Source organism: Streptomyces sp. BV286 (assembly GCF_019090165.1).
GTDB lineage: Bacteria > Actinomycetota > Actinomycetes > Streptomycetales > Streptomycetaceae > Streptomyces.
This window is the reverse complement of the sequence record NZ_JAHRIB010000023.1, coordinates 94,996-116,860: the sequence shown is the minus strand read 5'-3', so window position 1 is coordinate 116,860 and position 21,865 is coordinate 94,996. Positions and strand designations below refer to the sequence as shown.

20 protein-coding genes are annotated in these 21,865 nt (G+C 71.6%); 5 read left to right on the top strand and 15 right to left on the bottom strand.

The window, feature by feature from the left end:
• Nucleotides 1-51 precede the first annotated feature (51 nt).
• The 7 genes from KUF83_RS02515 to KUF83_RS02485 all read right to left on the bottom strand — a co-directional run bounded on the left by KUF83_RS02515 (nt 52) and on the right by KUF83_RS02485 (nt 9,284).
• Nucleotides 52-1,101: a BMP family protein gene (locus KUF83_RS02515; RefSeq protein ID WP_217452831.1), complete on the bottom strand. Its 1,050-nt coding sequence runs from the start codon at nt 1,099-1,101 to the stop codon at nt 52-54.
• Nucleotides 1,102-1,326: 225 nt separating this feature from the next.
• Complete coding sequence (locus KUF83_RS02510; RefSeq protein WP_217452830.1) at nt 1,327-2,406, bottom strand: BMP family protein; 1,080 nt, start codon at nt 2,404-2,406, stop codon at nt 1,327-1,329.
• Between the two features lie 237 nt (nt 2,407-2,643).
• A complete protein-coding gene (locus KUF83_RS02505; protein WP_217452877.1) occupies nt 2,644-3,864 on the bottom strand; it encodes an amidohydrolase in 1,221 nt (406 codons plus the stop codon).
• Nucleotides 3,865-4,233: 369 nt separating this feature from the next.
• Nucleotides 4,234-5,466: a hypothetical protein gene (locus tag KUF83_RS02500; RefSeq protein ID WP_217452829.1), complete on the bottom strand. Its 1,233-nt coding sequence runs from the start codon at nt 5,464-5,466 to the stop codon at nt 4,234-4,236.
• A 47-nt stretch (nt 5,467-5,513) separates the two neighbouring features.
• Nucleotides 5,514-6,452, bottom strand: coding sequence for an N-acetylneuraminate synthase family protein (locus tag KUF83_RS02495; RefSeq protein ID WP_217452828.1), 939 nt, complete (start codon nt 6,450-6,452; stop codon nt 5,514-5,516).
• 14 nt (nt 6,453-6,466) lie between these two features.
• Nucleotides 6,467-7,765: an N-acylneuraminate cytidylyltransferase gene (locus KUF83_RS02490; protein ID WP_217452827.1), complete on the bottom strand. Its 1,299-nt coding sequence runs from the start codon at nt 7,763-7,765 to the stop codon at nt 6,467-6,469.
• A 133-nt stretch (nt 7,766-7,898) separates the two neighbouring features.
• Nucleotides 7,899-9,284, bottom strand: a complete 1,386-nt coding sequence (locus KUF83_RS02485; protein ID WP_217452826.1) for a DUF6716 putative glycosyltransferase — start codon at nt 9,282-9,284, stop codon at nt 7,899-7,901.
• 198 nt (nt 9,285-9,482) lie between these two features.
• On the opposite strand from KUF83_RS02485, the gene KUF83_RS02480 reads away from it, so the two are divergent.
• The 3 genes from KUF83_RS02480 to KUF83_RS02470 are packed head-to-tail and all read left to right on the top strand — an operon-like array spanning nt 9,483 to nt 12,933.
• Nucleotides 9,483-10,460: a glycosyltransferase family 2 protein gene (locus KUF83_RS02480; protein WP_217452825.1), complete on the top strand. Its 978-nt coding sequence runs from the start codon at nt 9,483-9,485 to the stop codon at nt 10,458-10,460.
• Complete coding sequence (locus KUF83_RS02475) at nt 10,457-11,791, top strand: alpha-2,8-polysialyltransferase family protein (protein ID WP_217452824.1); 1,335 nt, start codon at nt 10,457-10,459, stop codon at nt 11,789-11,791. The genes KUF83_RS02480 and KUF83_RS02475 overlap by 4 nt, the downstream gene beginning before the upstream one ends.
• On the top strand, nt 11,788-12,933 hold the full coding sequence (locus tag KUF83_RS02470; RefSeq protein ID WP_217452823.1) for an acyltransferase: 1,146 nt from the start codon (nt 11,788-11,790) through the stop codon (nt 12,931-12,933). Before KUF83_RS02475 ends, KUF83_RS02470 begins: the two co-directional genes overlap by 4 nt.
• Here the strand turns inward: KUF83_RS02470 and KUF83_RS02465 are convergent.
• Together KUF83_RS02465 and KUF83_RS02460 are read right to left on the bottom strand one after the other, a co-directional pair.
• Nucleotides 12,876-13,160, bottom strand: coding sequence for a hypothetical protein (locus tag KUF83_RS02465; protein WP_217452822.1), 285 nt, complete (start codon nt 13,158-13,160; stop codon nt 12,876-12,878). The genes KUF83_RS02470 and KUF83_RS02465 overlap by 58 nt on opposite strands.
• Nucleotides 13,147-13,788 carry a TetR/AcrR family transcriptional regulator C-terminal domain-containing protein gene (locus tag KUF83_RS02460; RefSeq protein WP_217452821.1) on the bottom strand — a complete coding sequence of 214 codons (642 nt, stop codon included), beginning with the start codon at nt 13,786-13,788 and terminating at the stop codon, nt 13,147-13,149. Before KUF83_RS02460 ends, KUF83_RS02465 begins: the two co-directional genes overlap by 14 nt.
• A 63-nt stretch (nt 13,789-13,851) precedes the next feature.
• On the opposite strand from KUF83_RS02460, the gene KUF83_RS02455 reads away from it, so the two are divergent.
• The gene (locus KUF83_RS02455) at nt 13,852-15,333 is read left to right on the top strand and encodes an FAD-dependent oxidoreductase (RefSeq protein ID WP_217452820.1); all 1,482 of its coding nucleotides are present in this window, start codon (nt 13,852-13,854) and stop codon (nt 15,331-15,333) included.
• Nucleotides 15,334-15,342: 9 nt separating this feature from the next.
• Here KUF83_RS02455 and leuE read toward each other — a convergent pair whose 3' ends face one another.
• Nucleotides 15,343-15,996, bottom strand: coding sequence for a leucine efflux protein LeuE (leuE, locus tag KUF83_RS02450; protein ID WP_217452819.1), 654 nt, complete (start codon nt 15,994-15,996; stop codon nt 15,343-15,345).
• Between the two features lie 178 nt (nt 15,997-16,174).
• Between leuE and KUF83_RS02445 the strand changes: the two genes are divergently transcribed.
• A complete protein-coding gene (locus tag KUF83_RS02445) occupies nt 16,175-17,050 on the top strand; it encodes a L,D-transpeptidase family protein (RefSeq protein ID WP_254643251.1) in 876 nt (291 codons plus the stop codon).
• A gap of 248 nt (nt 17,051-17,298) precedes the next feature.
• On the opposite strand, the gene KUF83_RS02440 is transcribed toward KUF83_RS02445, so the two are convergent.
• From KUF83_RS02440 to KUF83_RS02420, 5 genes are all read right to left on the bottom strand, one after another.
• Nucleotides 17,299-18,492, bottom strand: coding sequence for a hypothetical protein (locus KUF83_RS02440; protein ID WP_217452818.1), 1,194 nt, complete (start codon nt 18,490-18,492; stop codon nt 17,299-17,301).
• Nucleotides 18,492-19,166 carry an RNA polymerase sigma factor gene (locus KUF83_RS02435; RefSeq protein WP_217452817.1) on the bottom strand — a complete coding sequence of 225 codons (675 nt, stop codon included), beginning with the start codon at nt 19,164-19,166 and terminating at the stop codon, nt 18,492-18,494. Before KUF83_RS02435 ends, KUF83_RS02440 begins: the two co-directional genes overlap by 1 nt.
• 314 nt (nt 19,167-19,480) lie before the next feature.
• Complete coding sequence (locus tag KUF83_RS02430) at nt 19,481-20,314, bottom strand: hypothetical protein (protein ID WP_217452816.1); 834 nt, start codon at nt 20,312-20,314, stop codon at nt 19,481-19,483.
• A 39-nt stretch (nt 20,315-20,353) separates the two neighbouring features.
• A complete protein-coding gene (locus KUF83_RS02425; RefSeq protein ID WP_217452815.1) occupies nt 20,354-20,971 on the bottom strand; it encodes an RNA polymerase sigma factor in 618 nt (205 codons plus the stop codon).
• Between the two features lie 122 nt (nt 20,972-21,093).
• Entirely contained in the window at nt 21,094-21,588 is a 495-nt protein-coding gene (locus KUF83_RS02420; RefSeq protein WP_374105956.1) for a hypothetical protein, read from the bottom strand.
• Nucleotides 21,589-21,865: the final 277 nt, after the last annotated feature.

Below are 21,865 nucleotides of genomic sequence, written 5' to 3'. Positions count from 1 at the left end.
CGTTTCCGCGACCGTAACGGTGCCATTACAGCGCCTGATTGACCACGGTCACTACGAGGTCTTGACCTTGATCGTGCCGTCGTTGATGCCTTCGGTGGCCTTCTTCAGGGCCTCCTGCAGCTTCGCGTTGTCCTTGAACTCGGGGTTCGAGTCCGCCAGGCCCACGCCGCCGGTCTTGAGGGAGGCACGCACGACACCGGTCTCGGGCTTGCCGTCCTGGACCGACTTGGCGAGGTTGTAGACCGCGCCCGCGACGTCCTTGGTGGCCGAGGTGAGGATGTACTGCTTGTACGCCTTCAGGGCGTCCTGGCTGTACTGGTCGGAGTCGACGCCGATCGCCCACACCTTCGCGGCGGAGGCGGCCTCGATGACGCCCTGACCGGACAGGCCCGCGGCGTGGTAAACCACGTCGGCGCCGTCCTCGATCTGGCCCTCGGCGGCGGTCTTGCCCTTGTCGGGGCTGGCGAAGCCGCCGTCCTCGGCCTTCTCGGTCAGGAACTGCGAGACGACCTTGACCTTCGGGTTCGTGTCCGCGACGCCCTGCTTGAAGCCCGCCTCGAACTTGTGGATCAGCGGGATGTCCACGCCGCCGACGAAGCCGACGGTCTTCGACTTGGTCGTGAGGGCCGCGGTGACACCCGCGAGGTAGGAGGCCTGCTCCTCGTGGAAGACCATGTCCGCCACGTTCTTCTTGTTGATCGTCTCGTCGTCGACGATGCCGAAGGTCGTCTTCGGGAACTTGTCGGCGACCTCGGCGACGGCCGGCGCGTAGGCGTAGCCGACGCCGATCACCGGGTTGTAGCCGGCCTTGGCGAGCGTCTCCAGGCGCTGCACCTTGTCGGCGTCCGACTCGCCGTCGGTCGGCTCGACGGCCTTGGAGCCGTACTTGAACTCCGCGGCGGCCTTGTCCATGCCGGCGGTCGCGGCGTCGTTGAAGGACTGGTCGCCCTTGCCGCCGACGTCGTACGCGAGGGCGATGCCCTTGCTCTTGCCGTCGCCGCTGTCCGCGGCGTCGTTGGACGTGCCGCCGCAAGCAGCGAGGGCGGCGGTGAGGGTAGCGGTCGCAACGCCCGCGACAGCGATTCGGGACACCCGGCGCATGGAACGTGACTCCTTTGTGCAAGCGCCCATACCAGGCGCTGGTTCCGCCGCAGCGTAACGCGCGTAGACCTGACGGAAAACCCCTTCTGTCCGGTCCGTTATCGAGCTGTGGCCGCAGATGCCGCACAGACTACGGAACGTCGAACGCCCCTTGCTGGAGGCAAGGGGCGTACGACCTGCGAAGGTGCCTACCGACGGGTCAACCGGCCAGTAGGTGTCGGGCGGTCACTCGGTCTTGACGGTGACCTTGCCGCTGATGATGTCTTCCTTGGCCTTGTCGACGGCCGCGACGACCTCGGTCATGGCCTTGTACTTCGGGTTGGAGTCGGCGAAGCCCACACCGCCGGACTTCAGGTCACCGCGGTGCTCGCCCGAGAGCGGCTTCCCGTCGACGACCGACTTGGTGACCTCGTAGACGGCGCCACCGACGTCCTTGAGGGCGGAGCCCAGGATCCATTCCTTGGAGGCGGCGAGGGGCTTCTGCTTGTACTGGTCGGAGTCGACGCCGATCGCCCAGACCTTCTCGGCCGCGGCCTCCTGGATGACGCCCTGGCCCGACAGACCGGCGGCGTGGTAGATCACGTCGGCGCCGGACTCGATCTGGCCGCTGGCGGCCTCCTTGCCCATGCTCGGGTTGGCGAATCCGCCGTCCTCGGGCTTCTCGGTGAGGTACCGCTTCTCGATCTTGATCTTCGGGTCGACCGACTGGGCGCCCTGGACGAAGCCCGCCTCGAACTTGTGGATCAGCGGGATGTCCACGCCGCCGATGAAGCCGACGTGGTTCTTCTTGCTGGTCTTGGCCGCGGCGACACCGGCGAGGTAGGAGGCCTGCTCCTCGGCGAACACCATGTCGGCGACGTTCTTCGCCTGCACCTGGGCGTCGTCGATGACGGCGAAGGTGATGTCCGGGTACTTGGCGGAGACTTCCTTGACCGCGGGGGCGTAGATGTAGCCGACGCCGATGATGGGGTTGTAGCCGGTCTTCGCCATCTGGGTCAGGCGCTGCACCTTGTCGGCGTCCGACTCGCCGTCGCTCGGCTCGATGTCGTTGCCGCCGATCTTGAATTCCTTCTGGGCCTTCTCGAACCCGGAGTAGGCGGCGTCGTTGAACGACTGGTCGCCGCGGCCTCCGATGTCGTAGGCCAGACCGATGCCCTTGCCCTTGTAGCCCGAGCCTGAGCCGGATTCGGTGTCACTGCCCGACGATTCGTTGCTGGTCTCGCCGCAACCGGCGGCCGCGACGACGACGACCGCGACGGCGACAGCGGCTTGTGAAAGCCTGTTTCTCCGAGAAATCCGACGCATGAGAGAGCACCCCTTACACATTCCCCAACGGCGCCGTTGCCGACGCTGACTGCGGCGCACAGTAACGCGCGTAGACGTCCAGGGGAACGCCATTCCTCACTGCCGTTATCGATTCGTGCCGACGGCCCGTTACGAACGCCCGTCGTGCGTTACGTACGAGTGACACAGGAGGACGAAGGGGTACCCATCGGGGCACCCCTCGTCGATCGGCCTCTCGTCACCGTCCGTGGCCGCGCGTCAGCTCCGCGCCTGCAGGAGGGCGGCGGCGGTGAACATCTCGACGCCGACCGCGATGGCCGACTCGTCGACGTCGAAATCGCCCTGGTGCAGGTCCCTGACGGTCCGCTCGCCCGGCGCGCGCACCCCGAGACGGGCCATGGCGCCGGGCACGTGCTCCAGGTACCAGGAGAAGTCCTCGCCGCCGAGGCTCTGCTCGGTGCCCTCCACGGACCGGTCGCCGCGCCGGGCGGTCATCGCGTCGCGCAGGAGGTCGGTCGTGTCCGGGTCGTTGACGACCGGCGGCACCCCGCGCACGTAGTTGATCACGGACTTGGCCCGGTGGAGGGTGGCGATCTCGTCGATGGCCGCGTGCACCAGGTCGGGGGCGGCGTGCCAGGACGCGAGGTCCAGGCACCGCACGGTGCCGGAGAGCTCGGCGTGCTGCGGGATCACGTTGCAGGCGTGGCCCGACTCGATGCGTCCCCAGGTCACGGAGAGCCCTGCCCGCGCGTCGACCCGCCGGGCGACGACCGCCGGCACGTCGGTGGCGACCCGGGCGACCGCGGTGACCAGGTCGGTGGTGAGGTGCGGCCGCGCGGTGTGCCCGCCGGGGCCGTCCAGCGAGACCTCCAGCCGGTCGCAGGCGGACGTGATGGCCCCGTGGCGGAGGCCGACGCGACCGGCGTCGACCCTCGGGTCGCAGTGGACGCCGACGATCCGCTCGACGCCGTCCAGTCCGCCGCACTTGATGACGTCGGGGGCGCCGCCGGGAAGCACTTCCTCCGCGGGCTGGAAGATCAGCCGTACGGCCCTCGGGAGCAGGCCCTTCGCATGGAGGTCCGCGAGGACGAGGCCGGCGCCCAGTACGACGGTCGTGTGCACGTCGTGTCCGCAGGCGTGGGCCCGGTCGGGCACGGTCGACCGGTACGCGCACTCGGTCTTCATGTCCGGGATGGGCAGCCCGTCGATGTCGGCACGCAGCGCGAGCATCGGGAGCGCGGGGTCCGGCACGCCGACGTCACAGATGAGCCCGGTCCCCGTGTCCAGCACGCGGGGCCGCAGGCCGGCCCGCTCCAGGCGCGCCTTGATCGCGGCGGTGGTACGGAACTCCTGGTTGCCCAGCTCCGGGTGCATGTGCAAGTCACGCCGGAACGCGACCAGTTCGGCGCGCAGCGCCTCGGGCAGCGTGCCGGGGAGCTCGGCTTCCCCGGGCGAATCGGCCTCGGACTCTCGGGACATCAGTTGGTTCACCCTCTGAAGGGTAGGGCGACGCGACGGCCAACTGACCCACGATCAACAAAACTTCAACCCGATTGGGGAAGAAAACCTGGCCGCGTGGCGCATAGATATTGACTGGGATGGGTAAACTCGCCCGGCTTTCCGGGCTATTGGATCTTGAACCGGGCCCGGCGGGACCGGGATCCGGCGTCACGTCCGGGAAAACCTCCGAATGACGACGCCCATTCCCGGCTTCCCGGGAACAGGCTCTCTACGCATACCACGCATACGGACCCCGCACCGGTTCTGTTCATCTGCCGGACAGGGCCCGCACGGAAACGGGTGCGGGCCGCTACGGAGAGAGACCGGCGGCCGTCCGCGGGGCGGGCCTCAGGTGGCCGTGACCGCCGACAGGCGGTGGACGTCGCGCGCCGAGCCCGTGACGCCCGACAGGAAACCCTGGGCGCGCGGTGAGGCGCTCTCGGTGAGCCAGGCCGGGTCGATGTCGCAGACGGCGACCTTGACCTCGGTACCGGCCAGCGCGAGCGGCAGCGTGTGCACGACCGTCGACGGGAAGCTCAGGATCGTACGGCCGATGGGGCCACGCCTGGCGATCAGTTCGAGGGGGAGGTCCGGCCGGACGATCTCCAGGCCGGTCTCGACGGCCAGCCGGTGCAGTTTCTCCGGGCTCTCCCTGCGGTGGGCGAAGTACCGGGTGGCGCCGTGCGTGGCGGCCAGCCCCCGCACCGCTTCCAGATACCGGTCGGGGTCCACCACCCCTGTCTCCACCAGGGACGTCCCGACCAGGTCGGCGCCCTTCGTGATGCGGGGAGGGCCGAACCGGGCCCGGGTCCACGCGAAGTCGTTGGCCGTGATGGTGACGCCCTCGGGCGTCTCGGTGATCGGCATGGAGGAGAAGACCTCCACCCGCCGTCCGGTGCCGGGGGTGAGCCGGCGACGGGCCCGGGCCGAGACCGGCGCGAAGACCAGGTCCCGGGCCCCGGGGCGCCCGCCGCGCCGGTGCCACCGCACCAGCCGTTCACCTCGGGCGAGCTGGGCGACGAACTCCATGGTCGCGGTCCCGTCGTCCACGACCACGAGATCGCGGGCGCCGGTGATGTTCAGCAGCAGCTGCACGTACCGCGAGAACGGGTCGCCCATGACGATGCGCCGCGCGCGCCGCAGCAGGGGTGCGAGCCCGCCGACCGTGTGGAAGGGCGCGGTCGCACCGCCCCGCGCCTCCTCCCACCGCACCGCGTAGCCCTCGTCGCGGGCCAGCTCGGCCATGCGCCGGAGCTGCCCGCGGGTCATCGGGTCGGTGGGCGACAGGACGACGAGGGTGAGTCCGGCCCCGGCCTCGTCGGGCCTGGCCCCGCCGGACCTGCCGGACCTGCCCGCCCCGCCCGGCTTTCCGGACCGGCCGAACCTGCCGGTTGGGCCGGGCCTGCCGGCCCCCAGTTCCGGGCCCGGGGGGCCGGGCGTCTCGCCCGTGATCCTGAGGGCGGCCGCCCTCAGGGCGTGCGCGTGCGCCCACTCCAGGACGTTCAGGAGCTGCACCGGGCTCTCGACGAAAGCCAGGGTGGCGGGTGACTGGGGGCCGGTGGACCCGGCGCGGGGACTCATCGACGTACGACCGTCGCTTCCCTGGATTCGGAAGGGATGGGACTGGCTCAGACCGCGACCGGCTCGCCTGCGGCCGCCGCGATCTCGGCCTCGGCGACGACGCCCGAGACGCGGCGCAGCTTCTTCATCGGGCCGAGCTCGGACTCGTAGACCTTCTTGACGCCGTCGCCGAGGGAGGCCTCGATGGTGCGGATGTCGCGGACGAGGCGGGTCAGGCCCTGCGGCTCGACCGAGGCGGCCTGGTCGGAGCCCCACATGGCGCGGTCGAGGGTGATGTGGCGCTCGACGAACGTGGCGCCGAGGGCGACCGCGGCGAGCGTGGTCTGCAGGCCCGTCTCGTGGCCGGAGTAGCCGATCGGGACGTTCGGGAACTCGGCCTGGAGGGTGTTGATGACGCGCAGGTTGAGCTCCTCGGCCTGCGCCGGGTAGGTCGACGTGGCGTGGCACATCAGGATGTTGTCGCTGCCGAGGACCTCGACCGCGTGGCGGATCTGCTTCGGGGTCGACATGCCGGTGGAGAGGATGACCGTACGGCCGGTGTCGCGCAGGGCACGCAGCAGCTCGTCGTCGGTGAGGGACGCGGAGGCGACCTTGTGGGCCGGGACGTCGAACTTCTCCAGGAAGGCGACGGCCTCGGTGTCCCACGGGGAGGCGAACCAGGCGATGTTCTTCGACTTGGAGTACTCGTCGATCTGGCGGTACTCGTCCTCGCCGAACTCCACGCGGTGGCGGTAGTCGATGTAGGTCATGCGGCCCCAGGGGGTGTCGCGCTCGATGTCCCACTGGTCGCGCGGGGTGCAGATCTCCGGGGTGCGCTTCTGGAACTTCACGGCGTCGCAGCCGGCCTCGGCGGCCGCGTCGATCAGCTTGAACGCGTTCTCGAGGTCGCCGTTGTGGTTGATGCCGATCTCACCGACGACGTAGACGGGGTGACCCGGGCCGGCGGTCTTCGAACCGAACGTGCGCAGACGGGAGTTGGTGCTCATGGTGAGGAAGTTCCTTACTTGTCGAGGGAGTCGAGAGAGGGGCCGAGGATCCAGCTGGCGATCTCTCGGATCGCGCCGTCGCCACCGGGGACGGTGGTGACCGCGCGTGCGGCGCCGCGTACGACGTCGTGGGCGCTCGCGACCGCCACGGGCCAGCCGGCGAGGGCGAAGCACGGGAGGTCGTTGACGTCGTTGCCGACGTAGAGCACGCGCTCGGGCGCGATGCCCTGTTCCTCGCACCACTGCTTCAGCGCGAGGTCTTTCCGGTCGATGCCGTGCAGCACGGGGATCTTGAGCTTGCGTGCGCGGGCGGCGACGACCGGGTTCTGCTCCGTGGAGAGGATCAGCATCGACAGGCCGCTCCTGCGGAGGGCCGCGATGCCGAGTCCGTCCCCGCGGTGCACGGAGACGAACTCCTTTCCGTCGGAGTCGATCAGCACCCTGTCGTCGGTCTGGGTGCCGTCGAAGTCGAGGACGACCGCGTCGATGTCTTCGGCGGTCGGGAGGGCGCCGGGCCGGTTCGCGTCGAAGAGCGGCGCGAGGGCCCGGGCGCGGGCGAGGTCGTGCGGGTCGTCGATCTCCAGGACCCGCGCGGGGTCGGTGCGGACGAGTTCGGTCCGGCCGAAGAAGCGGTGCTTGTGCTCGCGCAGGCCGGCCGCGTCCATGGCGTAGGCGGCGCCGGTCTCCAGGAGGTCCTGGGGCCGGTCCTGGCGGCGGGGGCGGAAGGACTTGTCGTGGTTGACCCCGTGTCCGCCGTCCGTGGCGGGGGCGTCGGCGACGGCCACGGACCCGCCGACGGACCGGGTGCGCCCGGTGTCGACCGCGGCCGGGGCGTCGTCCGCGTCCCGCCAGATGAAGCCGTGGAAGGGCGCCACGGTCAGCGCGGTGTCCGCGCCGTTCTCCACGACCGCGCCCGCCACCGAGTCGATGTCCTCGCGGACGATGAAGGGGCTGGTGCACTGCACGAGGAGTACGGCGTCGACGGTGGAGCCGTGCCGTGCCTCGTGGACCTCCATGGCGTGCAGGACGGCCGCCTCGGAGGTCGCGGTGTCGCCGGCGATGGCGGCGGGCCGCAGCACGACCTCGGCGCCGGCCTCGCGGGCGGCGGCGGCGATGGCCTGGTCGTCGGTGGAGACCACGACGTCCGTGACGAGCCGGGCCGCACGGCACTCGCGCACCGCGCGGGCGACCAGCGGTACGCCGCCGACGGGGAGCAGGTTCTTGGCGGGCACGCCCTTGGACCCGCCCCGCGCGGGAATCACCGCGAGCACACGGGGCACTGCCTTGAGCCGTCCCGCTTCCGAGTTGGTCATTCGCTGTACTCCTTGGTTGGCAGTCGCGTGTAGGGGGCCCGCCGTACGGCGCCCCCGAAGGGGCGCGGGGAACTGCGTGCCCAGCCACGACGAACCCGCGGGTTCACAGCAGCCCCCGCCGCGGAGCGGAACGTCACAGCTCCCCCATCCGCCGGATGACCGGAGCCACCCGCTGCACCCCGTGCCGGTAGGCACCCCGCGCGGCGCGCCGCACGATCTGCCGCACGGCCCCCGGCTCCCGGTCGGCGTCGGGCGCGCCCGGCAGCGGGCTGCCGTCCGGGGCGAGGTGGTGGCGGGCGAGGATGCCGGGCAGATAGCCGGGCGCGGTGGCGGGCGTGTAGTAGGGGGCGAGGCCGGGGAGTTCGTCCCGGCCGAGGAGGCCGGCGATGCGCTCGCGCGCCGCGTCGAAGGCCGTCTCGTAGGAGCCCTGCCCGGACTCCGTCCGGGAGGTGCCCCCGGCGGCGACGCCCTGCCGCGCCACCCATTCCTCGTCGGGCGACGGCCCGTGCCCGGCGTCGAGCTGGTCCCAGGAGGCGAGGCAGCCCGAGCCCACGAAGTGGTGGTTGCCGAGCGACTCGCGCACACCGAGGTCGGTGAGGACGACGGTGGGGATCCGGCGGTGCAGGGATTCGAGCGCCGCCGTGGAGCTGATGGTGACGAGCAGGTCGGTGCGGTCGAGGACCTCGCCCATGTGCCCGTACACGAGGCGGAAGTTGGCGGGCGGGCCGCCCGGGATCCGCTCCGCGAGGCGCTGGTAGGGCTGCTCCTCGATGTGCGTGGTGTGCTCGCCCGGCTTGGAGCGCAGCTTCAGCAGGACCTCGCGGTCCGGGTGCAGCCTGGCGTGCTGCACGAGCCGGTTCAGCAGGTACGTACGGTCCTTGCGGCTCTCCGGCACGGAGGGCTGCGCGGCGAAGACGACCGTGTAGGGCCCGCGCCCTTGCTTCGCGGACGGGTCGCGCTTCTCGTACGGGTCGCCGCCGAGGAACGGCAGCGCGACCTCGGTCACCGAGGAGGCGTCGGCGCCCACTCCCTCGTACACGGCGGTGAAACGGTCCGCGTCCTGGCGGGAGTTGGCGAGGACGAGATCCGCGCCGTGCCGCAGCAGCAGCCCGTCGGCGAGCTTCTCGTAGACGACGCCGACATAGCCGGTGACGACCACGGGCCGCTTCGCGCCGCCCGTCGCGGACCGCTCCCGCCACTGGTGGGAGAGCCCGTGCAGCATCGCCTGGACGCCGCCTCCGACGAGGGAGAGCACGACGACGTCGTACGCGGACCGCGCGCCGGACATCTCCCGCAGGAACTCCCCGGCGGTGACCTCCCGCAGGGTGTCCGCGCGGACGCCGACCTCTTCGAGCTGGCGGGCGGTGGGGGTCGCACGGCCCCGCAGGAGGTAGCCGTCGAGCCTGATGTCCGAATCGGCCGGTGCGATACGGTTCGCGGTGAGCGCGCCCCATTTCCACCGGGTGTCGGAATCGGCGAGGACGGCCACTCGCAGGGACTTCTTGGTACTTGCTGGCACACCCAAGACGCTAGGAAGCCATTTCGATCCCCGGCCCAACCTGAAAGCAACAAAGGGTTAACAGCACGTCGCCGAATGGCGAATCGGCCCCGGATCGGCTTGCCAAAAAGCCTGGTTCACCATTCCGCCACGCGTCGTTCACCTGGCATCTCACCGGGGGTCAAGACGAATGCCGGGCCGCCGCCTAACGTCACGTGGGTGGTCAAGCTCTCCGTCATCGTGCCGTTCTACAACGTGCAGCAATATGCGCCCGACACCCTGAGGAGTCTGCGTGCGAACGCACGCGACGACTTCGAATTCATTCTCGTCGACGACTGCTCCCGCGACGAGACACCGGACATCCTCGCGCGCGCGGAGCGCGAGCTCCCGGGTGCGGTGCATGTCAGACACGAGAAGAACGGAGGGCTGGCCACCGCGCGCAACACGGGCATCGACGCGGCGCGTGGCGAGTACCTCACGTTCCTCGACGGGGACGACTGGCTCGCCCCCGGGTACTACGGGCAACTCCTCGCCGCCATCGAGGGCCTGGGGTGCGACTTCGTCCGCACGGACCATGTCCAGTGCACCGCGAGGGCCCGCACCGTCCACCGTGTCCCGCACGGCAGGCGCGGCGTCGTACTGGATCCGCGCGAGGCGATCCTGCCCGCCGACCGCTCCACGTCCGTCGACTACGCGTACGCGTGGGCGGGCATCTACCACCGCCGGCTGGCCGACCGGGGCCTGCTGCACTTCACCGACGGGCTGCGCACGGCCGAGGACCGGCCGTGGATCTGGCGGCTGCACCGGGAGGCGGAATCGTTCGCCGCGGTGGGACTGCTCGGTGTGTTCTACCGGCGCGGCGTCGCCTCCTCACTGACGCAGATCGGTGACGTACGGCAGCTGGATTTCATTCGCGCGTTCGACCAGGTGGTAAGCGAAACGGCGCAGGACCGGGACGCGGATAAACTCCTGCCGAAAGCCGTCCGGACCTACTGTGCGATTATTTCCCATCATCTGGGATCCATCGAAAGGTTCGAGCCACCAGTGGCACGGAAACTGAAATCGATGAGTGCCGTCGCATTGCGGCGTATGCCGCAGGATGTCCTCGACGACGCCCTCGACTCCATGGACATACAGCGCGCGACGCGGCTGCGCCGGCTGCGCCGCCGTCCGGCGGCCGCGGGGGTGACCGCGTGACCACCCGGATCTTCATGGCGTCGACGCTGTACGGCACGGCGACGCTCGCCGCGGCCGTCGACGCCGACTGCTTCCGCCCCGCGGACCGGCGCGTGCTGCTCGTGTCCAACAACTCGGCGACGCCCGAGACGACACCCGGGGTCGACGAGATGCCCGGGTTCGAGCAGCTGCGCGGCCGGTTCGACGACGTGATCTCGTGGAACGAGACCATCTCCCCCTTCCACCCGGGCGGTTGGGCCCCGCGGCCCGACGACGTGCCGCTGTGGGAGCGGCATCTGCGCCTCGCCTGGGGTCTCGGCGACGACGACGTCGAGCTGGTCGTCGAGTCGATCCAGGTCAATCCGGCGCTCGGCGTCGCACAGATCTTCACGGGCGCGCCCGTCACCGTCTACGCGGACGGCCTGATGAGCTACGGCCCCACCCGCAGCAAGATCGACCCGCTGGTCGGCACACGTATCGACCGTCTCCTCCATCTCGACCTGGTGCCGGGGCTGACACCGCTGCTGCTCACCGAGTTCGGGGTGCCGCCGGAACTCGTACCGACGGACGCCTTCTCGAAGGTGCTCACCGAACTCGTCGACACCGGTGACGCGTTGCCCGCGATCGACGAACCGGCCCTGCTGCTCGGCCAGTACCTCTCCGCCCTCGGCATCCTCACCGCCGAGGAGGAGGAGGACCTCCACGTACGGATGCTCAGGGGCGCCGTCGAACTCGGGCACGACCGGGTGGTGTTCAAGCCGCACCCCAGCGCGCCCGCCCGCTGGTCGCGCGCCCTGGAGAAGGAGGCCGAGCGGATCGGCGCCGATCTCACGGTGCTCGACACCCCCGTCCTCGCCGAGGTGCTCTACCAGCGGATGCGTCCCGCGCTGGTCGTCGGCTGCTTCTCGACCGCGCTGCTCACCGCCTCCGCGCTGTACGGTCTGCCCGTCGCCCGCATCGGCACCGGGCCGCTCCTGGAACGCCTCACGCCGTACGAGAACAGCAACCGCGTCCCGGTCACGATCGTGGACGCCCTGCTGCCGGAGCTGACGGACCGCGCGGCGGTCACCGAGCAGCGCCGGAGCATGGGCCCGGACGAACTGTCCGAGCTGGTACGGGCCGTGGGCTACGCCATGCAGTCCAAGATCTACCCGGACGCGCGGCCGGACGCCGAGCTCTATCTGACGCGGCGTCTGGACACGCACACCTGGCGCTACTTCAAGCGACGGCGGCTCACCTCGCTGGGGCTGCCCGGGGCGGTGCCGGCCCAGCTGGCGTTCATCCCGCGCAACGCGACCGTACGGCGTGTGGCCAGACGCGCCCGTTCCCTGAAGAGGGCCACGCTGGGATGAGTTTCGTCGAATCGGCGCCCGCTCCGGCGTCCACCGCCGAGGCGGGCACCCTGCCCCCCGTCCCCCCTCGGATACTTCCCCAGAAGCGCGCGCCGCGGCTGCGCGCGCTCGACGGGCTGCGGCTGATCGCCGCGCTGATGGTCGCCGCGTACCACTACGGCGGCCGGGACGGCGAGGTGAGCCGGGCCTGGGGCTCCTCGCCGCAGATCCAGTTCCCCACGCTGCACACGTGGTTCGCGTACGGCTGTCTGGGCGTGCAGATCTTCTTCGTGATCAGCGGCTTCGTGATCTGCATGAGCGGCTGGGGGCGGAGCCTGCGTTCGTTCTTCGCCTCGCGGGCCTCGCGGCTGCTGCCGTCGTACTGGGCGGCGGTCGTCCTCGTCACGGCCGTCTTCGCGCTGCCCGTGGTCGTGTACGAGGCCGTGTCGCCCAGTGACGCGCTGGTGAACCTGACGCTCATGCAGCAACCGCTGGGCGCCGACCGGGTGCTGGGGGTCTGCTGGACGCTGTGGGCGGAGGTCCGCTTCTACGCGCTGTTCGCGCTCTGTGTGGTCCTGCCGGGCGCGACGCGGCAGCGCGTGATCCTGTTCTGCGCGGGCTGGACGCTCGCCGCGGTGATCGCCCAGGAGGCGCGGGAGCCGCTGCTCGACCTGGTCCTGATGCCCGAGTACGCGCCGTTCTTCATCGGCGGCATCGGTCTCTACCTGGTCCACCGCGACCGGCGGGACGCGTACGCGTGGGGCATCGTGGGCGTCGGCTGGCTGATCGGGCAGCACTACGCGGTGGCGCAGCTGTGGCACCCGCCCGACCCGCAGTTCTTCTCGAACCGGAGCTCGGCCGGCATCATCCTCGTCGTCACCCTCGGCTTCGTGGCGGTCGCCGCGGTCGCGCTGGGATGGCTGAACCGCGTGAACTGGCGGTGGCTGACGGTGGCCGGCGCGCTGACGTACCCGTTCTACCTGGTCCACGAGCATCTGGGCTGGGTCGCCATCAGGGCCTACCACCAGGGTCTGGGCATCCCCTCGTACGTGACGATGCCGCTGACGGTCCTGACGATGCTGGTCCTGGCCCGGCTGCTGAACCGCTATGTCGAGGACCGCTTCACCCCGCGGCTGCGCTCGGCGCTGTCGAAACCGCGCTGAACGTCCTCCAGGATCTCGCCGAGCGCGTCGCCGGCCTCGTCGATGAGGTCGGCGAGCTCGGACATCCGGCGGGCGAGTTCCGCGCGGGCGGCCGGGTCGGGCACGAAGTCGGCGAGCGGCTCGCTCCCCCCGGCGGGCGCCTCGCTCCGTCCGGCGGGCGCCTCGCCGGACGGTTCCCGCCCCGCCGGTTCCCCGGCCGCCGGCGGCGGCGTCTCAGGCGATTCCACAGCGTGCCTCGATTCCGGTGAGCAGCAGCATGAGCCCTTCCTCGAACCGCTCGTCGTAGCCCTCGAAGATCTCCGCGCCCGCGGCCGCCGACAGGGGGAACCCGGCGAGCAGTTCGGCACGCTCGGACAGGTCGTACCCCTCTCGGCGCTCCCCCGGCAGGGGATGCACGCCCTGCTCCTCGGTGACGAAGCCGAGCGTGAACAGATACGCGGTGGTGGTGGCGCGCACCGCCTGCCGGAGGGTGAACCCGGCGGCCAGGAAGGCGCGCAGGTTCTCCTCCATCTCGACGGCGTGCTCGGTGCCGGTGAAGCGGGAGCCACTGAAGACCCTGGCGCCGTCGCGGTAGCTCAGGAGTGCCGTGCGCAGACCGCGGTTGGCCGTCAGGAGCCGCTCGCGCCACGGGGTGTCCGGGGCGACCGGGGCAGCGGCGACCATCCTGCGGTACATCTCCGTCGCCATCTCGTCCAGCAGCGCCTGTTTGTCCTTGAAGTGCCAGTAGAGGGCGGGAGCCTTGACGTCCAGCTCCTTGGCGATGGCACGCAGGCTGAGGCCGTCGAGGCCGGTCTCGTTCAGCAGACGCAGCGCCGTGTCGGCCACCAGCGCTCGGTCGATCTTTCCCACAGCCACGGTCGCACCCTATCCGGCGGTTCCCCCTTGACAGCTTAACAACGTTAAGGGGATCCTCGGCGTATGAAACTTAACAGCGTTAAGGAAATGGACGGCGTTCCGGACGCCACGACGACCGACGTCCTGATCGTGGGCGCGGGGCCCACCGGACTCACGCTCGCCCTCGACCTCGCCCGGCGCGGGGTGCGCGCACTCGTCGTCGAGCGGTCCGCCGCGCTCTTCCCCGGCTCGCGGGGCAAGGGGATCCAGCCCCGCACGATGGAGGTCTTCGACGACCTCGGCGTACTGGACGCGATCCGGGCGGCGGGCGGCGTGTACCCCGTCGGAATGGTCTGGCAGGACGGGCGGCGCCAGGGCGAGCACCGCATGTTCGACGAGACGGAGGCGACGGAGGCCGAACCGTACGCGGGCGGCCCGTGGATGGTGCCGCAGTGGCGGACGCAGTCGATCCTGGCCGCGCGCCTGGCGGAGCTGGGCGGGAGCGTCGCCTTCGGCCGGGAGCTGGTCGGCGTCGAACAGGACACCGACGGTGTGACGGCCCGCTTCGGCTCCGGCGCCCCGGTGCGCGCCCGCTGGGCCGTCGCCGCGGACGGCGGCCGCTCGGCCGTGCGGCGGGCCCTGGGCATCACGATGACCGGTGAGACCGTGGACCCGGCTCCGACCCTGGTCGCGGACATCCGGGTGACCGGGCTCGACCGCGACAACTGGCACGTCTTCCCGCCCGCCGGAGGCGAGGGCTTCCTGGCGATCTGCCCGCTGCCGCACACGCAGGACTTCCAGCTGATGGGCAACTTCACGGATCCGGCCACCCAGCCGGACCTGTCCCTCGACGGCATCCGCAAGCTGGTCGCCACGCGGACGCATCTCGCCCCGGACGACGTGACCGAGGTCCGCTGGGCGTCCGACTTCCGGCCGCGTGCGGCGATGGCGGACCGCTTCCGGGAGGGCCGGGTCTTCCTGGCGGGCGACGCGGCCCACGTCCACTCGCCCGCGGGCGGCCAGGGCCTCAACACCAGTGTCCAGGACGCCTACAACCTGGGCTGGAAGCTCGCGGCCGTACTGCGGGAAGGTGCCCCGGCCGCCCTCCTCGACTCGTACGAGGAGGAGCGGCTGCCCGTGGCCGCGCGGATGCTCGGCCTCTCCACCGGCGTCCACCGCGGCGAGGTCCGGCGCGGCGCGGCCACCCAGCAGCTCGGCCTCGGCTACCGGGGCACCGCGCTCGCGGTGGAGACCCGCACGGACCTGCCCGAGGGCACCCTCCGGGCGGGCGACCGGGCACCGGACGGCATCCGCGCCGGAGTACGCCTCTTCGACGCCTTCCGGGGCCCGCACTGGACGCTGCTCACCGTCGGCACGGACACGGGTGTGCCGGATCTCCCCGGCGCCCGCACGGTCCGTATCCCCGCGTACGAGGCGTACGGCTCCGGGGTGTTCCTCGTCCGCCCCGACGCCCACGTGGGCTGGGCGGGCCGGACGGCACACGGGCTGGCGGAGTACGCGGCACTCGTGGGACTCGGCGGCCCCGCCCGGCAGACGGGAAGGTGACGGCAGGGCCTAGGCGGAGCTGGAGACCGAGAGCTTCACGGCGAAACCCAGGAAGAGGGCGCCGGCGGCGGAGGTGGCGCCCGCGGAGAGCCGCCTGCGCCGCCGGAAGGCCGCCGCCAGTCTGGTCCCGCCGAAGATCAGCGCGCTGAGGTAGAGGAAGCTCGCCAGCTGGGCGAAGACACCGAGCACGACGAAGGACAGGGCCGGATACGCGTATCCGGGATCCACGAACTGCACGAAGAAGGCGACGAAGAACAGGATCGCCTTCGGGTTGAACAGGCTGATGACGAGCGCCCGCCGGAAGGGCCGCTCCTCGGCGGCCGGCGAGGGGGCCTCCTCCGTGCCGCCCGGTTCCCGACGGCTGCGCCACATGTCCCGGGCGGTCCGCAGCATCCCGAAGGCCAGCCAGGCCAGATAACCGGCTCCCGCGTACTTCACGATCCCGAACAGCAGGGCGTTGGCCTGCAGCAGCGACGCGACACCGGCCGCCGACAGCGTCATCAGCACGGCGTCACCGCACCAGACCCCCGCGGAGGCCCGGTATCCGGTCCGGATGCCGCGCCGCGCGGCGACGGACAGCACGTACAGCGAGTTCGGCCCCGGCAGCAGCACGATCAGCACGAGCCCCACGAGATAGGTGGGGAGGTCGGTTATGCCCAGCATGGGGTGAAGTCTCGCACGGGGGAACTTCCTCGCAGCCTGGGCGGGTCTCGCGCACGACAACGCCGCGTAGTTCGCAACCAGGCGCGCGCGGGAACCATCTCAGACGGCACCACGGCACATCGCCGGCGTCGTCGACGGCCCACCGAAGAACCGGTTCGGTGAGCAGCGGGGGGTTCGGATGCGTACACCAGGCATGTGGAGAACAGTCGCGGCGGCGACGGCATTGGCGGCGCTGGCCGCGGTGAGCGGATGCACCATCCAGAGCGTCGAGCCGTCGGCGAGCGGGTCACCGGGTGGCGCGTCGTCGCCGGCCGGCCGCTCCCCCGCCGACGCGAAACCCCCGGAGCCCGCCGGGGAGAAGCCGGAGAAGAAGCCGGCCGAGAGGAGTCCCGCGCGGAAGAAACCCGCTGAGCGGCCCGAGCCGAAGGTCCTGTGGTCGCGGGGCGACCGGAGCAGGGACGTGCGGGAGTTGCAGGCCCGGCTGCGTCAGGTCCAGTGGCTGTTCGAGGGGCCGACGGGGACGTACGACTCCTCGACGGTCACCGCGGTGAAGGGCTTCCAGGGAAAGCGGGGCCTGCCGAGGACCGGGAGGACGGACTCGGTGACCTGGCAGCGGCTGCTGCGGATGACCCGCGAGCCGGGCAGGTGGGAGCTCTACGCGTCCGGCGGCCAGCCGGCCGCGAAACCCGATCCGCGCTGCATGACCGGCCGGGTGCTGTGCGTCAGCAAGACCAGCCGCACCCTGCGCTGGATGATCGACGGCCGTACCGTCTCGACGATGGACGTGCGGTTCGGTTCGCAGTCCACACCCACCCGCGAGGGTGTCTTCAACGTCTACTTCAAGTCGCGGCACCATGTGTCGACGCTCTACGACTCGCCCATGCCGTACGCGCTGTTCTTCAGCGGCGGCCAGGCGGTCCACTACTCCTCGGACTTCGCGGCGACGGGCTACTACGGGGCCTCGCACGGCTGCGTGAACGTACGGGACGAGGGGAAGATCGCTTCGCTGTTCGCGCAGGTGAGGAACGGCGACAGGGTCGTCGTCTCCTGGTGACCGCCCGGTGGCCGGAAAGATGCGGGCGCGGGCGGGACCGGGGGAACGTGTCCCGCCCGCGCCTTGTGCACAGAGCCGTGAGTACGGGGGGAACTCCCGGCTCGTGCGACAGCCGATGACCAGTCGGCTCGCTTACTACTGCGCCGGGGCGGCTGAAAACGTCACACCCGGGAGGCCGGGGCCGGACTCCGGGGCGAATCCGCAGTTCAGGCACGCGACGAGGGCCTGGAGGCGGGCCGGTCCGGAGGTTACGACAGGGCGCTGACGTGCGGTTCCGGGGTGCGTACGGGGGCCTGCGGCACCGAGGGCAGGGCGGAGACGGAGCCCGTGGGCCCGGCGGCCGCGTCGTCGCGGTGGGTCCTGGCCCCGTCGCCCCGGAGCGTGCGCGAGCCGCTGTGACCGCGGTCGCGGCCGTCATCGTCTCCACGGCCTCCGCCGCCGTCACCACGGCCTCCGCCGCCGTCATCGTCTCCGCGGCCTCCGCCGCCGTCATCGCCGTGCCCGTCGCCCCTGCCGCTGTGGTCCCTGCCCGGATCGCCGTGCCCGGACCGGGGGTCGCCCCAGTCGCCGGAGTGGCGGCGACTCCAGTTCTGCAGGAGGTTCTTGCAGTACTTCTTCACCTGCTCGGCGCCGTGCGCCGCGTCCTCCAGGCTGCGTCTGCGCTCCGCTTCGAGGTTCTTGCCGTCGCGGTCGTCCCGGCAGGCCGACACGATCGCGGCCCAGTGCTGAGCCCGGCGGTTCTCGCGCCGGCCGTCGCCGGAGCCGGGCTCCGCGCCCGTGCCCTTGTCCCCGCGGGAGTCGCCACGCGGGGTGGTGTTCCCGTCGGCCGGGGCGCCGGCGCTGCCTTCGGGCCGTGGGACGTCCCGGGGTCTGTCGGGGGGCGGCGACGGGAGCGGGCGCTCCGGGGTGACGGAAACCGTCGGGGACGCTCCGGGTTCCGGTTCACCGCCGCCGAAGGCCAGCACACCGGCGGTGGCGGCCATCGCGACTCCGCCGATCATCCCGGCGGCCAGCGCGGCGGCGAGGCCGTAGCGCACCGGGCGGCCCCAGAAAGAGGGGGCGCGGCGGTCCGGCGCGGGGCGGCCGAGGTGGATGAGGCCCGCGTCCGAGGAGGCGCCCGGGGACGGGAAGGGTGCCGAGGAGCGCGTACGGGCGGCGGGCCCGAGGCTCGCCTGCTCACCGTTCATTCCGTTTCGGGCCTTCCGGAAGGCGGCCAACGCGGCGGCCTCGCCCGGCAGTTCGGTGCTGGTCGGCGCGGTCACGGCGGGCATCGCGCCCAGCGAGCCGAGGGCCTGCGCGAGGCGGTCGGCCTGGGCGCGGGTGGCGGCGTCGGCGGCTTCGACGGGCTCTCCCCGCAGCAGCCGCTCCGCCGCGTCGCGGTCCAGCCACCGGCCGGGGGGCCGGGTGTCGTCCCCCGGGAAGACGCAGCGCTCGTCGGACATCACATGTCCTTCTGCGTCCGGATACGCGTATGCGTCACACCGGCGGACGTCACCGCGCGGGTACGCGGTTCCGTGTGCGGGGGTCTCTGCGGAGGTACCGAGCTCAGGGAGCCGACGGATTCCGGATCCGTGCCGATCAGCTCCGCGAGCCGTTTCAGACCGCGGTGCGCCGCCGTGCGGACGGCGCCCGGCCGTTTGCCGAGGGTGTCCGCGGCGGTCTTCGCGTCGAGGCCGACGACGACACGCAGCACGACGGCCTCCGCCTGGTCCTGCGGGAGCTGGGCGATGAGGGAGAGGGTGCTGTCCGTGGCGAGGGCCTCGATGGCCTCACCGGCGGTGTCGGACTCGGCGGCCCTGCCCGTGAGCTCGGTCTCGTCGCCGCCCGACGCGGGGCGGCGCCCGCGCATGCGTATGTGGTCGAGGGCGCGGTTGCGGGCTATCCGGGCCGCCCAGCCGCGGAAGCGGTCGGCGTCCCCGCTGAACCGTTCGAGGTCCCGGGCTATCTGCAGCCAGGCCTCGGACGTCACGTCCTCGGCGTCCGGCTCACCGACCAGCGTCCGTACGTATCCCAGGAGCCGTGGGTGCACGGCTCGGTACACAGTCCGGAACGCGGTCTCGTCCCCGTACTGTGCGGCAAGCACCGCGGCGGTCAGCTCCGCGTCGTCCCCCAGCACCGCGCCCCTTTTTGTGCCCGGCCGGTGCCGCTCTCGCGGACCGGTTTCTCGCTGTCGTGGTTTCTCGTTGATGGTTGCGGTCCTGCCCCGCATCCGGCGCGAAATGCACGTTACGGCTTGAAACCGGGGCGCGTCCATGTCCGTACAACATGCAACCACCTCGTCCCGGCCAGGGGTGTGACACAAAACGCACCGCCGACGCTGAGGAAAGTACGGGCCGCCGCGCGGCCCGTGCCGCGCGACGGCCGGGGCCTCTCCTGTGGGGGGTGGCGGCCCCGGTCGTTGCCATCGGCATGATCGGCGCTCCCGACTCCTCAGCCTTTCTTGCTCTTCGGGGTCTTCGTCGGCTTCGCGCTCTTCACGGCTTTCGCGCTCTTGCTGGCACCCTTGCCAGGGCTTTTTTCCGTTGCGGCAGACTTGCCCGACTTTGCCTTGTCGGCGCCCTTCTCACCTTTCGCGCGGTCCTGTCGGCCCGCGCAGTACGCCCCGACGTTCTCCTCACCGCCCGCGGCCTCGACCAGACGCTGCCAGGCGGTCGAGTCGAGGGCCTTTCCCCTCTTCTTGACGGAGTCGTACGCGCGGCAGTGCGCCTCGGTGTCCCCGGCGGCGGAGGGACGGCCGGACGCGTCGTCCGAACGCCCGGAGCCGTCGGCCCGCGCGGATCCGGACGGACCGGGCGAGGCCCCGCCGGGGCCCGCACTCGTACCGGCGTCGGCGGGAGTGCTGCTCACCGGTACGGGCCCGCCCCGCTCCTCGCCCGCGTCACGCGACGCTCCGCCCGAGCCGATGGCCGCGACCGCCACCCCGCCGAGCGTGACGCTCGCCGCCAGCGCCACCAGCGTCGTCCGCACCGACCACCCGTGCCGCCGCTCGGCGCCGGGACGCCAGTCGTCCCGGCGCCGGGTGCGTGCCGCTCCGTGCGCCCCCGCGTCGCGCGCCGCCCGGAACGCGGCGAGGGCACGCTCCTCGGCAGGGTCCGCCGCACCGCTCCCGGCGGTGACGGGAAACACACCCTGGCCCCACGGCTGTTCGGATCCACCGCCCGCGACCGGCCCGGCGGCCGCTCCGGGGCCCCCGGCCGGGACGGCCCGCCCCACGTGCGGGGCGCGGCGGTCCGGGCGGGCGTCGTCGCCCTTTCGTTCACCCATGTCCCGATCCACCCTCGCCGCCCAGAAGCCGCCTACCGATCATCCCGACTCCCCCAGCGTCCGGGGGCCGTCATCCGTCACACCCTCGGCGCCGAGCCGACGGGCAAGCCGCTTCAGCCCCCGGTGCGCGGCGGTGCGCACCGCGCCGGGACGCTTGCCGAGGACACGGGCGGCCGTGGGTCCGTCGAGGCCGACGACCACCCGCAGCAGCACGGCCTCGGCCTGGTCGCGCGGCAGTCGCGCGACCAGGTCGAGGGCGTGCTGCGTGCCGAGGGACTCCAGGGCCTGGTCGTACGTGCTGTGGGGGCCGGGCAGGTCGTGCAGGTCCTGTTCGAGCGCGGACGCCCGCGGCCGCACCTTCAGCCGCCGCAGGTGATCGAGCGCCCGGTGCCGGGCGATGGTCGCGGTCCAGCCGCGGAACCCCGCCCCGTCCCCGCGGAACCGCCCGAGGTCCCGGGCGATCTCCAGCCACGCGTCGGACGCCACGTCCTCCGCGTCGTCCCCGACCAGCCCCCGCAGATACCCGAGCAGTCCGGGCTGCACGATCCGGTACGCGACCGCGAAGGCGGCTTCGTCGCCCTCCTGGGCCCGCGCGACGGCCGCGCCCAGTTCCCCGTCGGACGGCCGCCCGCGGCGGGATTCCCCTCCCTGGCCCAACACTGTCCTCGTTCGCACCGAGTTCGTACCGAATCCGCGCCACGCGTCACGGCTCGCCGTGCTCTGCACCCTCAAGGCCATCTCCACCTTCAAGGCCATCTGCGCCGGGCGGCACAGAAATGTCACAGCCCGTCAGACGCGCCGTCCGCCCCCACGGACCCCGGGACCTGCGCCCGCGCCCGCCCGTGCAACTGCAGATAGAACGTGCGCAGGGACTCCCGCTCCCCCAGCTCGAACCGCTTCACGACCTTGCCCAGCGGATTCCACACCCGCCCGTCCGGCATCCGTACGCCCACCGGCCGGCCGAACAACTCCCGCTGCCCCTGGTCGAACTCGACCCACTCGGCGCCGGCCCGCCGCACCAGCACCTCCCCGGCGTACACCCCGAGCCCGAACAGCACATGGGCCACGGCCGCCTGGTCCCGGCCGCTCTTGCGCAGTCCGTCGATGACGAAGTCGACCACCCGCAGGCTCGCGACGGAGTAGTCCAACGGCAGCCGGTTGTGCGCCGTGACGTCCCGTACGAACTGTGCCGCGTGCCGCCGCATCCTCAGGTCGGCCGGCAGTCTCCGGCCCGCGCGTGTGCGCTCTTCCGGCTCCGCGCTCGTCCTCTCCACCGCTTGCGCCCCCTGTTCGGTCACGTCCGGGCCGCGAGAGCCACGGCCGGTCCGCAAGACCAAGCGGGGCGGGCACCCCGAACGTCACACGTCACCGAAGTGACAAGGGTCACACGGCAAATCACCGGAACCCGTACAACCATCTCCTCCCTTCAGATGTCTTGTGCATCCTTAAGTGACGTACCCCACACCACTGTTGGGTGATGTTTAGTCAGGAATTAGCGCTGAATTAAGCAGCCACCCCTGTGACGGGTGGGTTTTTTGTGAGGCTTTTCTA

Coding starts and splice junctions, on each gene's coding strand:
- KUF83_RS02455 (WP_217452820.1), top strand. CDS start 13,852: ATGAAACTTAACAGCGTTAAGGAAATGGACGGCGTTCCGGACGCCACG.
- KUF83_RS02495 (WP_217452828.1), bottom strand. CDS start 6,452: ATGAGCACCAACTCCCGTCTGCGCACGTTCGGTTCGAAGACCGCCGGC.
- KUF83_RS02470 (WP_217452823.1), top strand. CDS start 11,788: ATGAGTTTCGTCGAATCGGCGCCCGCTCCGGCGTCCACCGCCGAGGCG.
- KUF83_RS02445 (WP_254643251.1), top strand. CDS start 16,175: ATGCGTACACCAGGCATGTGGAGAACAGTCGCGGCGGCGACGGCATTG.
- KUF83_RS02430 (WP_217452816.1), bottom strand. CDS start 20,314: ATGGGTGAACGAAAGGGCGACGACGCCCGCCCGGACCGCCGCGCCCCG.
- KUF83_RS02500 (WP_217452829.1), bottom strand. CDS start 5,466: ATGAGTCCCCGCGCCGGGTCCACCGGCCCCCAGTCACCCGCCACCCTG.
- KUF83_RS02440 (WP_217452818.1), bottom strand. CDS start 18,492: ATGTCCGACGAGCGCTGCGTCTTCCCGGGGGACGACACCCGGCCCCCC.
- KUF83_RS02510 (WP_217452830.1), bottom strand. CDS start 2,406: ATGCGTCGGATTTCTCGGAGAAACAGGCTTTCACAAGCCGCTGTCGCC.
- KUF83_RS02505 (WP_217452877.1), bottom strand. CDS start 3,864: ATGTCCCGAGAGTCCGAGGCCGATTCGCCCGGGGAAGCCGAGCTCCCC.
- KUF83_RS02490 (WP_217452827.1), bottom strand. CDS start 7,765: ATGACCAACTCGGAAGCGGGACGGCTCAAGGCAGTGCCCCGTGTGCTC.
- leuE (WP_217452819.1), bottom strand. CDS start 15,996: ATGCTGGGCATAACCGACCTCCCCACCTATCTCGTGGGGCTCGTGCTG.
- KUF83_RS02515 (WP_217452831.1), bottom strand. CDS start 1,101: ATGCGCCGGGTGTCCCGAATCGCTGTCGCGGGCGTTGCGACCGCTACC.